Origin of the sequence: Anaeromyxobacter sp. PSR-1, assembly GCF_000964525.1 — a bacterium.
Taxonomy (GTDB): domain Bacteria; phylum Myxococcota; class Myxococcia; order Myxococcales; family Anaeromyxobacteraceae; genus Anaeromyxobacter.
The window spans coordinates 51,363-65,300 of record NZ_BAZG01000001.1 but is presented as its reverse complement, the minus strand read 5'-3'; the positions used below and the strand labels follow the sequence as shown (position 1 = coordinate 65,300).

Annotated in this window: 13 protein-coding genes; 6 read left to right on the top strand and 7 right to left on the bottom strand. The window is 73.1% G+C overall.

The window, feature by feature from the left end:
* Positions 1-16: 16 nt before the first annotated feature.
* The gene (locus tag PSR1_RS00310; RefSeq protein WP_059435656.1) at positions 17-460 is read right to left on the bottom strand and encodes a hypothetical protein; all 444 of its coding nucleotides are present in this window, start codon (positions 458-460) and stop codon (positions 17-19) included.
* Between the two features lie 114 nt (positions 461-574).
* On the opposite strand from PSR1_RS00310, the gene PSR1_RS00305 reads away from it, so the two are divergent.
* On the top strand, positions 575-1,834 hold the full coding sequence (locus tag PSR1_RS00305; RefSeq protein WP_059435655.1) for a hypothetical protein: 1,260 nt from the start codon (positions 575-577) through the stop codon (positions 1,832-1,834).
* A gap of 313 nt (positions 1,835-2,147) precedes the next feature.
* Positions 2,148-2,882, top strand: coding sequence for a penicillin-insensitive murein endopeptidase (locus PSR1_RS00300; protein ID WP_237757761.1), 735 nt, complete (start codon positions 2,148-2,150; stop codon positions 2,880-2,882).
* A 50-nt stretch (positions 2,883-2,932) separates the two neighbouring features.
* Here PSR1_RS00300 and PSR1_RS00295 read toward each other — a convergent pair whose 3' ends face one another.
* The 3 genes from PSR1_RS00295 to PSR1_RS00285 form a co-directional block, all read right to left on the bottom strand.
* Positions 2,933-3,445 carry a DUF4259 domain-containing protein gene (locus tag PSR1_RS00295; protein ID WP_082100060.1) on the bottom strand — a complete coding sequence of 171 codons (513 nt, stop codon included), beginning with the start codon at positions 3,443-3,445 and terminating at the stop codon, positions 2,933-2,935.
* Positions 3,446-3,505: 60 nt separating this feature from the next.
* On the bottom strand, positions 3,506-4,045 hold the full coding sequence (locus tag PSR1_RS00290; RefSeq protein ID WP_059435653.1) for a DUF1697 domain-containing protein: 540 nt from the start codon (positions 4,043-4,045) through the stop codon (positions 3,506-3,508).
* A 112-nt stretch (positions 4,046-4,157) separates the two neighbouring features.
* The gene (locus PSR1_RS00285) at positions 4,158-5,018 is read right to left on the bottom strand and encodes an SDR family oxidoreductase (protein WP_059435652.1); all 861 of its coding nucleotides are present in this window, start codon (positions 5,016-5,018) and stop codon (positions 4,158-4,160) included.
* 232 nt (positions 5,019-5,250) lie between these two features.
* Between PSR1_RS00285 and PSR1_RS00280 the strand changes: the two genes are divergently transcribed.
* Positions 5,251-7,377 (top strand): dehydrogenase, encoded by a 2,127-nt coding sequence (locus PSR1_RS00280; RefSeq protein ID WP_059435651.1) that lies wholly within the window; start codon positions 5,251-5,253, stop codon positions 7,375-7,377.
* 27 nt (positions 7,378-7,404) lie between these two features.
* Here PSR1_RS00280 and PSR1_RS00275 read toward each other — a convergent pair whose 3' ends face one another.
* Together PSR1_RS00275 and PSR1_RS00270 are read right to left on the bottom strand one after the other, a co-directional pair.
* Positions 7,405-8,349, bottom strand: a complete 945-nt coding sequence (locus PSR1_RS00275) for a TerC family protein (RefSeq protein WP_059435650.1) — start codon at positions 8,347-8,349, stop codon at positions 7,405-7,407.
* A gap of 200 nt (positions 8,350-8,549) precedes the next feature.
* The gene (locus tag PSR1_RS00270; RefSeq protein ID WP_059435649.1) at positions 8,550-9,518 is read right to left on the bottom strand and encodes a hypothetical protein; all 969 of its coding nucleotides are present in this window, start codon (positions 9,516-9,518) and stop codon (positions 8,550-8,552) included.
* Between the two features lie 290 nt (positions 9,519-9,808).
* On the opposite strand from PSR1_RS00270, the gene PSR1_RS00265 reads away from it, so the two are divergent.
* Positions 9,809-10,030, top strand: coding sequence for a hypothetical protein (locus tag PSR1_RS00265; protein WP_059435648.1), 222 nt, complete (start codon positions 9,809-9,811; stop codon positions 10,028-10,030).
* A gap of 47 nt (positions 10,031-10,077) precedes the next feature.
* Here the strand turns inward: PSR1_RS00265 and PSR1_RS00260 are convergent, their stop codons facing one another.
* On the bottom strand, positions 10,078-11,661 hold the full coding sequence (locus PSR1_RS00260; RefSeq protein ID WP_160308980.1) for an alkyl sulfatase dimerization domain-containing protein: 1,584 nt from the start codon (positions 11,659-11,661) through the stop codon (positions 10,078-10,080).
* A gap of 253 nt (positions 11,662-11,914) precedes the next feature.
* On the opposite strand from PSR1_RS00260, the gene PSR1_RS23995 reads away from it, so the two are divergent.
* Together PSR1_RS23995 and PSR1_RS00250 are read left to right on the top strand one after the other, a co-directional pair.
* Positions 11,915-12,412 (top strand): SgcJ/EcaC family oxidoreductase, encoded by a 498-nt coding sequence (locus PSR1_RS23995; RefSeq protein WP_059435646.1) that lies wholly within the window; start codon positions 11,915-11,917, stop codon positions 12,410-12,412.
* 159 nt (positions 12,413-12,571) lie between these two features.
* The gene (locus PSR1_RS00250) at positions 12,572-13,816 is read left to right on the top strand and encodes a serine hydrolase domain-containing protein (RefSeq protein ID WP_059435694.1); all 1,245 of its coding nucleotides are present in this window, start codon (positions 12,572-12,574) and stop codon (positions 13,814-13,816) included.
* Positions 13,817-13,938 lie beyond the last annotated feature (122 nt).

Sequence of the window (13,938 nt, the reverse complement as noted above, 5' to 3'; positions counted from 1 at the left end):
ACACTGTGCGCCGGGTTCACGGTGAGGCCGTCCCCAGGCGCGCGCCCTCCGCCACCGGTTCGGTCGATGGAGCAGGCGGTGCAGCCTGGGGCGCGAGCCGCTCCCGGATGTCCTCGGCAGCCCGGAACATGACGGCCTGGGCGGCGACGTGCGCGGCCCGGGTGATGTTCTCGGCCGCCAGGACGCCGGGCCGGCCAGGGACCTCGACGCGCTCGGCCACGTAGGTCTGCTCGAAGGCGACGGCGCCGCGCGCGTCGAGCAACGCGACGTGGATGGACATCGCGAGCTCGCCGCTGTTGGTGAAGATCGACGGCCAGGGATACCGGTAGCTGAAGGCGGTGATCCGTGGAGCTATGACCGCGCGATGGCCGTCCAGGTGCGTCGCGTCGTTCGACAGGTCGGCGCCGCCGAGGAACAGGTCGCCGAAGGCGTCGGAGCACGAAGCGTTCCATGATGTCACGAATGGTGTGGTATCGCGCTTGCTAGAGCCTCGCGTTCGCTGGAACGGCCGCCGACGGCCTGAGTGACATCGAGGACTCCACGGCATCGGCGCCGAGGGTCGAAAAGGAGACGGATGGACCGGTTCGCAGTGGTGCTGGTGGTGGGCCTCCTCATGTCCGGATGCTCCTGGGGGCCGCGCACGCGGCCGGTGCGCGATCGCGAGGTGCTCCAGCTCCAGTCCGCCGTCGTTCCGGCGCCCGCGGGCCCGGGCTGGAAGGTGGCGCGCACGTTCGACGTGCCGGTGCGAGGGTTCGAGCTGGTCCACGCGGGGGACGGTCGCGCGCGGGATCGGTGGATCGAGATCTCCGAGCAGGACCGACGGACGGTGCTGCCGTCCGGTGAGGCCGTCCTCGCCCAGCTCTCCGCCGAGGCGAGGAGCAAGCTCGGCGATCCGGCCGCGGCGATCGAGGCGCTCGACGCGAGCCCGCCGCGGACCTTCGGCGACGCCGCGGTCGCCGTGGCGATCCGGGCCGAGGAGACCGCCGCGAAGGCCGGCCTGCTCCAGAAGCGCGTCGTCCACTCGGCGCTCATCGCCTTCGTGCCACCGGCCGCCCCGGATCGCGCATGCGTCATCGCGTACACCGCGCTGGACACGGGCGGCCTCCCGGACGATGACTTCGCCGACTCGTGGCGCGCGCTCGTCGACGGGGTCGAGCTCAGGCCCGCGAGCGCCGCGAACGTCGCCGCCGCGGCGCGCGCCGACGACTTCCCGAAGCGCTTCGAGCCGGGGCTCGCGCGACGGTCGCTCACGCTGCCGGCGGGTGGATTCCAGTGGTGGGTGGCGCGCGAGCGGTGGCTCGCCCACGGCGGCTTCACCGGGGGCTGGGGGCTCGCGCTCGGCATCACCGATCGCCTCGAGGTCGGCGCGCCGGGGGCCCTGCGCCTCTCCTTCGGAGAGGTGGAGGCGCTCGAGCGTCCCGAGCTCGCCGTCGAAGCCGGGCTGGTCGGGATCGATCACGACGCGGACCGCGGCACCGTCTGGTCGTACGGGGTGAGCGCCATGGGCCGGAAGCGGCTCGCGCCCGACGTCGCGTTGCGGGGGCGGCTCGCCGCCTACGGCGCGCACGAATCCCGCACCGCCCGGGATCGGCCGGGCGGGGCCGCGAGCGCGGAGATCGTCTGGGACGTCCTGGAGTACGCGACGCTCGGCCTCGAGGCCGGCTGGCACACCATCCCATCCCCGGGGCCGGACCGCACCCGCGTGTGGATCGGCGCCGGGCCGGCCGTCACGCTCCACCTCCCGTTCGTCGATCTCGCGGTGGTGAGCGCGGCAGGTTGGCACGACGGCCGACCCGGCGTCCGCGTCGGTGCGGGGTTCCTGCTCACCCTGTGAGCGACGCCAGGCGCAGGGTCGTCACCTGACGCCCGGGAACCACCAGAGGCCGAATGCGATCAGCGCAGAGGCGACGACGATCACGCCGGCGGGACGAACCACGCGACGGAGAGACGTGCGGCAGCCCGGCCAGCGCGACGAAGAGCGCCCATGCGGCGAGTCCGCCCAGGAGGACCCGGACCCATCTCCCACCGGCAGGCGCACGCGGCACTGCACGGATGGTAGCAGATGCGCGTATCGTGACGCGAGGTGCGCGCCGAGGAGAGCGGATGGGGTATCGCGGATCGGGTCCAGGCGGCCCGCGGGGTTCGGCTTGAAGCGCCTCGCCATCTCGGCGGTGGTCCTCGCGGTGACCGCGTTCCCGGCGGCGCTCGCGTGGGCCTGGCTGCGGGTCCTCGCGGACGGGGACACGCCGTCGAGGGCCATCGGCACCATCGCCCGCGGCAGCGTCGAGCACGCGCACGTCATCCCGCCGTGGGGGCCGGGGTACGTGACATACTCGTTCCTGGGGTCCGCGCTGGGCCGCCAGTACGTCCATGGACGGGTCCGCGACGTGCTCCTCGCCACGTTCGCGACGCGGTCGAGATCCGAGGGCGGGCGCACGTTCGTGGTGGGCGAGACGGGCTGGCCGCGCGGAGGCCGGTTCAGGCCCCACCGCTCGCACCAGAACGGGATGGCGGTGGACGTGTTCGTGCCGCTCCGGACCCGGGCCGGCGCGGCGGCGTCGCTCGGCGCCTGGCCGTGGAACGCGTTCGGCTACGGGCTCGAGTTCGACGCGCGAGGCGAGCGGGGCGACCAGCGGATCGACTTCGAGAGCCTCGCCGCCCTGTTGCTGGAGGCGGAGGACCAGTCGGCGCGGCGCGGGCTCCGCATCGCGAGGGTCATCCTCGCGCCGGAGTACGTCCCCCTCGTGCTGGACACGCCCTCGGGCCGCCGCCTCGGCGCGCTCGGGAGCCGCATCACCCGGCGGCCGGTCTGGGTCCGCCACGACGAGCACGTTCACCTCGAGTTCGAAGAGGCGGGCGCGGCGCCGGGCGCAGGGCGATAGGAGGATCGATACGTCCAGATCGCCCGCGACGGCTCCGCCCTGTACCTGTTTCACTCGTGGGAAATCGGCTGAGCTCCGGCTTCCAGCCGCTGGATGATGTGCTCGACGCCGCGCCTCCACCGAGGGTACTCCTCCTCGTTCTCCGACCAGAGCTCGTCGAGCTCGGACCCAGGCGCGATCAGCCTCCGGCACGCCTTCACGGCAGCGCTCCGGAGGCCGGCTGCCGCCCCTGAGTCGAGGGCCGAGATCCAGGTCTCCAGCTCCTGGTCCTCTTCTCCGAGCGTCCCGCCGTTCAGGATCGCATCGACGACGGCGGCACCCACCAGCGCTCCGTGGCCTGCGCCGTATTCCAGGTAGTCGGCCGTGGCTGCGGCCTCGAACGCGTCACGCATGACGTCGAGCGGGTGATCCGATGCGCGAAGCTCGTCGAGGAAGTCGAGCGCGGTGTCGTCCTGGAGAACCCCTGAGCCCCACGCACCCATGTGAACCTCCACGGACAGCGGGAACGACGAGCGGCGGCGCGACCTCGGCCGGCTCAGCGCCAGGACGGTCACCCGGTCCATCCTCGATCAGCATCGCATGCGCGACCGGGCACGGCCAACCGCGGGACGAGGCGCCAGGTCTCACTCGCCCATCAGCTCGTGCAGCCGCGTCGTGGTGTTCCAGTTGCGGATCGTCATCTGCTTGTAGGTCGGCTGCCCGATGACCCGGCTCATGCGGCTCTGCGACGCCTTCGCGATGAGCCGGGAGAAGTAGAGGACCCCGGGGCCGGCGGTGACCTCGTCGACCTCGGGGTTCACCGGGACGCGCTCGACCGCCTGGGCGGGCGACAGCGGCGCCTTCAGGAAGATGGCGTCGTAGCGGAAGCGCTCGGGCCGCGTGCCGAAGCCATCGGGCGCGTGCTCCACCACCCGGCGAAGCTGCGCGCGGGAGAGCACGACCACGCTGGCGGGGTAGTCGAACGCGCTCGAGAGCATCGCCTCGATGCGCGGGACGAGGGTGGCGCCGCGCTCCGAGGTCGAGACGAGGACGTTGCCGCTCTGGATGTACGTCGCGACCTCGGAGAACCCGTCGGCCTCGAACGCCGCCTTCAGGGCGGGCATGCCGATGAGGTTCTTGCCGCCGACGTTGATCCCGCGAAGCAGCACCAGGTAGCGGCTCATGCGTTCCTTTCGGTCACGCCCCTCCTAGCCGACCCCCGCCGCAGCGGCAAGACGTCTCTGTCCGTGAACCCGAGATGGTCCACGCCGAGGGCGCTGCACGCGCGCGACTGCCTCAGCGCGAGCGCCGGGCGGTGGCCCGGCGCCCGGGCGCCTTCGGCGCCTCCGGGGTGCGTCCGGTCCACTGCTCCATGCTGCCCGCGGCGCCGAGCGCGGTGGACAGCGCGTCGGCGAGCCAGGTGGGGAGGACGCCGTTCAGGAACGGCACGAGCTTCACGAGCCAGGGCGTGCGGACGAAGACGTCGTCCCGCTCGACGCCCGCGACGATCTCGTCCGCGAGCTGCGCCGCGGTGAGCATCGACGTGAACAGCGGCGGCCGGGCCCCTTCGAAGAGGCCGGTCGAGACGTACAGCGGGCAGACCGTCGTCACGTGCACGTGGCGGTGCCCCAGGCGCGCGAGCTCCAGCCGGATCGACTCGGAGAACCCGACCACGGCCCACTTGCTCGACGCGTAGGTGCTCGCGAACGGCACGGCCGTGAGGCCCGCCGCGCTCGCCACGTTGACGAGGTGGGCGCGGGGCCTTCCGACGAGGTCGGCGAGGAACGCGTTCGTCATCGACACCAGCCCGAGCACGTTCACGGAGAACGTGTCGAGGTGCTTCTGGAGCGGGACGTCCAGGAACGCGCCGCCGAAGACCACCCCGGCGTTGTTGACCAGCACGTCGATGGGCCCGCCGCTGGCGTGGATGGCGTCCCGCACCTGCAGGATGGCGGCGCCCTTCGTCACGTCGAGGACGTGGTGCGTCGCGATGGCCCCGGCCCCGCGGATCGCGTCGGCGGTCGCGGCCAGCGGCGCCTCGTCCCGGTCGGTCAGGATCAGCTCGGCGCCGCGGGCGCCGAGCCGCTCGGCGAGCGCCCGGCCGATCCCGGCCGCGGCGCCCGTGATGAGGACGCGCTTCCCCTTCCACGCCTTCATGGCGACCTCCCCGCTCGTCCTCGCCGACGTTGCTCCTCGGGTGGATCGATGAGGCTGCGCCCGATGGTCGCAGACCAGGGAGAGACGCGACCCGGAGCGAGCGCCGCGGCGCCACCGCCAGCCGATCGTCCTGCTCGTCGGTCACACCAGCCCGAGGGGACCGGTTCGAACCGGCCCCGCCCGTGCCGGCGAACGTGCCCACGGGCTGGCGCATCATTGCGGCGAGCGGACCATGCAAACGAAGAACGTCGTCAGCATCAGCCTCGGCGCGAGCGCCGGGGACTACGACTACACCACGCGGTTCATGGGGCAGCAGTTCAGGCTCCGACGCTTCGGGGTGGACCACGACGTCGGCAGGGCGCTCGACCTGCTCGCGCGCTGGCAGGGCGAGTGCGACGCGATCGGCCTGGGCCTGGTCTCCGACCACCTGCTCGTGGGGACGCGCCGGTGGGAGGATCCCATCACGGCCGAGCTCGAGGCGGCCGTGTGCGAGGTGCCGGTCACCACCGGCGCCCGCCTCCGCGGCTTCCTCGACGAGTGGGCCATCCGGCACATCCAGGCGCACGAGCAGCGTTGCTTCACGAACGCGCGGGTGCTCTTCCTGTCCGGGCTCGCGAACTACGCGATCGCGCAGGCGGTGTCCGAGTACACGCACAACCTGAGCTTCGCCGACCCGCTGCTCCAGCTCGGGATCCCGGCGATCCTCGGCTCGGTCGCGCAGCTCGAGGCGTACGCGGCGCTCACGGCCCCCGTGCAGCGTCCGCTCCAGGGGCTCTGGGGGAAGGCGCCGGCCTCGGCTCGCGACGTCTGGACGCGGTTGGTGCTCGGCAGGGCGGCCCGCGACGCGAGCGTCCTGGTGGGGCCCCACGACGACCTCGCCGCGGTCGGACGCGGCGCGCTGAACCACAAGATGGTCCTCACCTCGGCGATCCCCGACGCGGAGGTGAAGCGGCTCGGGGAGCAGGGGGTGGACGTCGTCATCGACCGCACGCCGCAGCTGCTCGAGCGCGTCGTCGGCCTCAACGTCATCGAGGCCATGATCATCGCCGCCCTGGGCAGGCAGAGCCGCGACGACGTGCTCCACGACGAGTACCTGGAGATCTTCGGCGACATGAAGCTCGCGCCGCGCATCCTGTTCCCGTCCGGCAGGCCCCGGCGCGTGAACCGGTTCGCCTTCGTCATCCACCCGCTGTCGCGCGAGTACCTGAAGGCGGCGAAGCCGGTGGAGCTGGTGTCGCGCATCGCGCCCTCTGTCGTGCTCCCCGCGGTCGAGAAGCTCATCGCCTACTCGCCGCCGTTCGTGTACTCGAAGATCACCGGCATCCGGTCGCCGACCGGCACCGAGGCGGAGGGCTGGCTCATCACCGTGGGCGGCACGCCGAAGGAGCTGCTGGCGCACAGCCCCGAGTTCACCTACCGGCGCCTGCTCGCCGCGGCGAAGATCGCGGAGGGGCTCGGCGCCCAGATCATGGGCCTCGGCGCGTTCACCAAGGTGGTGGGCGACGCGGGCGTGACCGTCGCGAAGCGCGCCGGCATCCCCATCACCACCGGGAACAGCTACAGCGCGTCCGCGGCGCTCTGGGCCGCCGCCGACGGCGTGAAGCGCCTGGGGCTCCTCTCGCGGAGCGAGGACGGCCGGGTCGCCGGCAAGGCGATGGTGGTGGGGGCGACCGGGGCGATCGGCTCGGCCTGCGCGCGGCTCCTCGCCATGTCCTTCGACGACGTCTACCTCGTCTCGCCCGAGATCGGGAAGCTGCTCACGCTGCGCGAGACGATCCTGGCGGACACGCCCGACGCAGGCGTGCACCTGTCGAGCAAGGCGGACGAGAACCTGCGGGACATGGACCTCGTGGTCACGGCCACGTCCGGCGCCGGCAAGAAGGTCCTCGACATCATGAAGGTGAAGCCCGGCTGCGTGATCACGGACGTGGCGCGGCCGCTCGACCTGCCGGCGTCGGAGGTGGCGAAGCGCCCGGACGTGCTCGTGGTCGAATCGGGCGAGATCCAGCTGCCCGGCGGCGTGCGCATGCGCGACATCGGCCTGCCGGACGGCGTCGTGTACGCCTGCCTGGCGGAGACGATCGTCCTCGCGCTGGAGGGCCGGTTCGAGAGCTACACCGTCGGCCGCAACATCGAGTGGGAGAAGGTGAAGGAGATCTACAAGCTCGGCCTCAAGCACGGCATGCGGCTGGCGGCGATCTCCGGCGTGAACGGGCCGTTCAGCGACGAGGACATCGGCCGCGTTCGCGCGCTCGCCCTCGCCGCGCGCGGCCGCTGGCGGGGCAGGGAGCCGGCGAGCCCGCCCGCGCGCGAGGGCGCGCCGCCCGCGGCCCGCCCCGAGGTGCACGCCGGGGCGTGAGCCGCGTTCCGCGCGACGGCTCGGGGACTACGTCCCCGCGCTGCCGCGGGGGGCGGCCGCGCTGCGCCGGGTGACGACCAGGCTCGCGACGACGCCGGTCGCCAGGATCAGCGTGACCACGCCGAGCGAGACGGCGGGGTGGACCTTGACGAAGTCCACCAGCGCCATCTTCGCGCCGACGAACACCAGGACGGCCGCCAGCGAGGGCTTCAGGTACGTGAACCGCTCCACGAAGCTGGCCAGCAGGAAGTACAGCGACCTGAGCCCCAGGATGGCGAAGATGTTCGAGGTGAACACGATGAACGGGTCGCGCGTGATCGCGAAGATGGCCGGGATGGAATCCACGGCGAACACGACGTCGGTGAACTCGATGAGGGCCAGCGCGAAGAAGAGCGGGGTGGCGACGCGCTTGCCGCCCTCGACGGTGAAGAAGCGGTTGCCGTCGAGGCGAGGGGTGGCCGGGACCACGCGCTTCAGCACGCGGAAGACGGCGCTCTGCTCCGGGTGAGACACCCCACCGCGCGCGAGGAAGAGCTTCACGCCGGTGAGGACCAGGAAGCCGCCGAAGACATAGATGATCCAGTGGAAGCGCTCGAGGAGCGCGGCGCCGGCCGCGATCATCGCGCCGCGGAGCACCAGGGCGGAGAGGATGCCCCAGAACAGGACCCGGTGCTGGTACAGGGCCGGGATCCCGAGCGCGCCGAAGATCACGACGAACACGAAGATGTTGTCCACCGAGAGCGACTTCTCGATGACGTAGCCGGTCAGGTACTCGAGGCCGCTGTCGGCGCCGTGGCGCTGCCACACGTATGCGCCGAAGCCGAGGGCGAGGGCGATCCAGAGCAGCGACCACGCGAGCGCCTCGCGTGGCCCGACGGCGTGATCCTTCCGGTGGAAGACGCCCAGGTCCAGCGCGAGCATCACCAGCACGAAGCCGCCGAAGGCGGCCCATTCCCAGATCGCGTGTTCCACGGCGTCCCCCGCTCGGTCGGTCCCGACCTGTTCGCCGCTCGCCGGCCGTGGGCGCCGCCGTGGCAGCGAATCGGCGCCATCGCTGGTCCGCTCCCGGAGGCGCGCCGGCGCGCCGCCCCGCGGGCATCATGGCCGAGGTGGCCGGCGCCATCTCTGGCTTCCCGCCCGCCTCCCTGCGGCTTGTTGACGCGCGCGTGCGGTCAAGCGCCCGGCCCGTCCAGCACGAGCGGCGCCGTGAACTCGACCAGGTACCCGATCATCCAGACGTCCCAGCGCTCCTCGAACCGGATGTTGAGCGGATCGTGGCCGCGGTGGTACCGCACGAACGGTCCCCCGCTGCCTCCGTGATCGAAGTGCGTCACGTAGGCGAGATCGAAGGCGGCGTCGCCGTACGGCGAATGGCCTCGCCCGAAGCCCAGGTGGACCGCGCCCGATGCGGTGAGCCGGAGCCGGGCGTCCGAGGCCATCCGGCGGCGGAGCGGGATGGCTCGGTGCCGTCCCGTGATCTCGAGCTCGCCGGAGGCCAGCCACCGGATCGCGGTCTCTCCATGGCGGTGGCGCATGGCCGGCTCGATGCACCCGGAGAACGAGCACGGGACGTTCCAGTCGAAGCCGAGCTTGGTGGTGACTCCGCCGCGAGAAGCGCCGCCGCTCGCCGGGAAGGAGAGCCAGCGGAGGAGGAGCTCGGCGCCGAGGACGTGCTCGGTGAAGCTCCCGCTGTCGAGGTTCAGCTCGTTGGACGGGGGCACACCGGGCGGCCATCCGCAGTCGAAGTCCGACGTGGCGCCGGGCAGCAGCGCGCCGTCGCGGAGCGCGCAGCCCTTCTGCCCGTTGGAGTGGTGCGCGGCGATCAGCCCGACCGACACCAGGAGGCGATCGGCGCGGGTCGCGCCGCTCGAGGCGAGCGGGAGGACGTCGACGAGCTGCAGGCGCAGGCGCGGCAGGTACGACGGCGGCCGGATCGGCGTGGACTGCGAGGTCTCCATGCGCAGCGTGCCGATGAACGAGAACGTCAGGGCCAGGCCGAGCCCGCCGTCGTTCATGAGGCGGCGGCGGTCCAGCCCGTCGTAGAGGAACAGGTGCAGCGGCAGCTGGGCCTCGAACAGCTGATCGCTGGCGAGCGGGACCCCGACGGTGAGGGGCTCGAGATCGACCGTCGGCTCGTCCACCCGCGGGAAGTGGGCGGCGCAGGCCGTGAGGGCGACGAGCGCGCTCGCCAGCGCGGTCCGCGGCGCCGCCGCCCGGCGCCGGACAGCTCCACGGCTCCGCCAGCGCCATCGCGCCGCGCCGGCGCGAGCGAGGCTCCGTCCCCGAACCGCGTTCATGCTCCCCCCTGGGACGGAAAGTATGCCTCACGGTCAGTGGTGGAGCAGGCCCGGGATTGCGGGGTCGCCCGACCGGCCGCGGCCCGACGGGCGCGGGCCTCGCGGCGTCGGTGCACGGATGGTATGGTCAGCCCGTGGGGCGCGCGAAGACCACCCTGATCATCGTGGGGACCTGCGTCGCGGCGGTCGGCGCGATGGCGCTGCCGTTCCCCATCACGAACCCGAAGGTCTTCACCCAGGGCCTCTTCGCGCGGGTCGCCAGCACCGGCGCGTTCGCTCGGCCTGGCCTCCTCCTGATCCTGGTCGGCCTTGGCTGCCTCGCGGTCGCAAGGCTCTTGCCCTCCGACCGGGAGTGAGGCCCCCGCGGCGACCCCCGGACCGCTCGCCGCGGGGACGCCGACGGCTAGTACATGTGCCCCTCGATCTGGAGCGCCTTGCACAGGTGGTAGTTCCTGACGTGCGCGCTCTTCTGCATGTAGGCCACCTTCCTCAGCGCCTGGGCGTAGACCGCGGTGGCGTCGGTCAGGTAGCTCGTGTTCACGTCGCGCGCGTACCGGTACGCCGCGCTCGCGAGGAACAGCGCCTCCTCGGCCTGGGCCAGGGTCTGCGCCGCGAGCTCGGCCTTGCGCGCCCGCGTCAGCAGCGTGTCCATGTTGCCGGCGAGCCCCACCAGGATCTGGGCCTGGTGAAGCTCGGTCAGCGTGGTGGTGAGCTCGACGGGCGCGCCGCCGAACCAGCCCAGGCGCTCGTGGAAGACGGAGCGGACGAGGAACGGGATCGTCCCGGCGAACTCCTCGAGCTCCGGACGGCCGGCGAGCTCCTCCGGCAGCGTGATCGCGGCGACGATCTCCTCCAGCGGAGTGCCGGCGTTCGCCAGCTCCAGGGTCCGGTCCCGCAGGTGCACGAGCGCCGCCTTCTGGGCGACGAACCTCGCGAGCACCGCCTCGGCGCCGACGGTCGGCCCACCCTGCAAGGGCACGAGGACGTCGGGCGCGAGCAGGCGCAGCTCCTCCAGCGCGTCGATCCAGGCGGTCACCGAGACGGGCTGCTCCGCGATGGTGCCGGCGTCCGGGAGGTACGTGCCCATGTCCCCGGCGACGAGGAGGCTCGCTGCGGGGATGTACGTCAGGAGGTCGGCGTGACCGCGGCCCGTCGGGATGAGCTGCACCGTCACGGCGGGCGGCTGCAGCAGGATGGGCGTCGCCGTCGAGATGAACGCCGTCGGCTCAGCGGCGGCCTCCGGCGGCATCCAGGCGGCGTTCCGGGCCGACCCGGCACCGATCTTGCCGTCCGCGCCCCAGGTCGGACCGGCGCCGTACGCGTAGCGGCGCCGCCTCGTGAGCTCGTCGACGAGGAGGCGCTCACGCTCCAGCTCCGACGCGTAGCTCGCCGCGGCGTACACGCCGACGTTCGCGGTGCCGGCCGTCCAGGTCGAGCAGCCCCAGTCGTACTGCGGGAGCGCCGCGGGCAGGACGACGCCCGCGAGCCTGCGGCTGGACAGCCGCGTCGGATGCGTGGAGAAGAAGCGGAACATCTCCGTCCTGACGTCGCCCGCGGCGCCGTCGCCCCCGCCGCAGCCGACGATCAGGTAGGCGTACCGCGTCGTGACGAGGACCACGTTCGAGGGCGAGCCCCCGCGCCAGACGTACACCTCGAACCCCGAGCAGAAGTGCTCGTTGCCCGCGGGGTCGGTCCAGCACGGCGTCTCGCCGGGCACGGGCGGGGTCGCGTAGACGAGGTCGATGCGCCGGTCGAACTCGTCCACGGTGTGCTGCGACAGCAGGTTCTGGTTGGCCGTGTCGCGCCACCAGGCGCCGGGGCACTGCAGCACGTCGGGGTAGGGAGGGCAGTACTTCTCCCTGCCCGTGAAGAGCGGGTCGGACATCCAGCCCGGCTCCAGGTAGTAGGGATTGGTCGCCGCCAGCGCCGGAACCGACACGGTCGCGGCGATGGCCAGCAGTACGGCAGCCCGTGGTCTCGTGATCATGGATCCCTCCGTGCTCCCCCCGCGCGATGCTGAGGAGATCACCGGCGCCGGTCCATTCGCCTTCGCGGCGCACCTGAGCTGGGTTGCGCGCCGCGGACGCGACCCCGCGTGGGCGAGGACGTTCGGAGGCGGCTGGGGCGGCGAGCACCGCGTCTCGACGGAGGGACGCGGGGGCGGGAAACGCGATGAGGCCCCCCGAGGTGCCTTGCACGGTCCGTCATCGCGAAGAGGATTCCCGCCAAGGGAGACCATCATGTGCCTGAGCACGCTGCGGTCCTGGTTCGTCGCGTCGGTCATCGCCTCCTCCGGCGCGGGCTGCGCCCACGCAGGTCCCGGCGCCGGCGCGCCGCGCGATCCGGCGGCGGTGCGCGCCGCCATCGGGGAGAACCTCGCGCGCTTCAGCGGCGCCATGAAGCGCGCGGACGCGGCGGCGATCGCCTCGCTGTTCACGGAGGACGCCGTGTACATGTCGTCCGCGAAGGAGGGCTTCGTCACCGGGCGGCCCGCGATCCAGGCGCTGTTCGCGGCGAGGTTCCAGGCCGCACGGTTCCTGGAGGTGACCATCGCGACCGCCTCGGTGCAGGTCGAGGGCGACGCGGCCTACGAGCTCGGGACGAACCGCCTGACCGTGCAGACCGGCGACGCGCCGCCGGTCACGCGCACCGGCCGCTACCTGACCATCTGGAAGCTCCAGCCGGACGGCGCGTGGCGCATCCACCGCGACGCGCTGGTCCCCGATCCGGCGCCCTAGCAGGAGCGCGCGCCCGGCAGGCGGCCCATCACGCCGCGGCGGGGCGGCGCCGCGCGTCACGCCGCCGCTCCTCCTCGAGGCCGTGACCCTTGGCCCGATTGACGCGCCGGAGCGGGCGCGGGGGAATGGCTCCGCGAACCCATGCGCGAGGAGGGCGCCATGGCGGGGTCGATCGCGGGGACGCTGAGGGCGCACGGCAGGTCGCCGACGCGGGAGCTGCGCGTCGCCGGCCTCGTCCGGCCGGGGTTCGAGGCGGTGCGGCGGGCCTTCGAGGAGAACTTCGAGCGGCGCGGGGAGGTCGGCGCCGCCTGCGCGGTCTACCTGCGCGGCGAGAAGGTGGTGGACCTGTGGGGCGGCGTCCGCGACGCGGCGACGGGCGAGCCGTGGCGCGAGGACACCATGGCGCTCGTCTTCTCCGCCACGAAGGGCCTGGCCAGCCTCGCGATCGCGCTCGCCCATTCCCGCGGGCTGCTCGACTACGACGAGCGGGTGAGCACGTACTGGCCGGAGTTCGCGCAGGCGGGGAAGGCGGAGATCACCGTCCGGCAGCTCCTCGCCCACCAGGCCGGCCTGTTCGCGCTCGACGAGCGGCCGGTGAGGGGCCTCGTCGCGGATCCCGATCGGCTGGCCGCCGTCCTCGCCCGCCAGCGGCCGGCCTGGCCCGCCGGGACGCGGCAGGCGTACCACGCGATCACCGTCGGCTTCTACCAGGGCGAGCTGCTCCGCCGGGTGGATCCCGCACACCGGACGCTGGGCCGGTTCTTCCAGGAGGAGCTGGCGGCGCCGCTGGGCGCGGACTTCTACATCCGGCTGCCCGAGGACATCCCGGACGCGAGGCTCGCGCCGCTGGTCCGGTCCGGGTCCATGCTGCGCATGCTCCTCACCATGCCTCCCTTGCTCGCGCTCGCCGGCCTGAGCGCGCGGTCCCGCCTGCGCCGCGCGCTGCAGGGGTCGGAGCTCCCGGAGCAGTGCGCGCGCGGCGTCTACGCGCGCAACCTCGAGATCCCCGCGGGCGGCGGCGTCGGCACCGCGCGCGGCATGGCGCGGGTCTACGGTGCGTTCGCGTCGGGCGGCACGGAGCTGGCGCTGCGCGAGGAGACGCTGCGGCAGCTCGCGGCGCCGCCCGTCCGGCCGTCCCGCGGGTTCCGCGACGCGTGCCTGAAGGTCGAGATCCCGTTCTCGCTCGGGTTCGCGAGGCCGAGCGCCGGCAGCCCCTGGGCCCATCCGAGCGCCTTCGGGGCGCCGGGGGCGGGAGGGGCGTTCGGGTTCGCGGATCCGCACGCAGGGATGGGCTTCGGCTACGTCCCGAACAAGATGGGCACGCACCTCGACGACCCGAGGGCGGCCGCGCTGCGCCGGGCGGTGTACGGCTCGATCGGCGTGGAGGACCCGTACCGCGGCTGAGGGTCGATCGAGGCTCGCACTGGGCGGAGCGCCTCCCCGCGGGGGAACCCCGGTCTGCCGAGCCGAGGGGATGGCGGCTGCGGCACGCCGTCCCGCGCCGAGGGCCGACCCCGTCCTCCCCG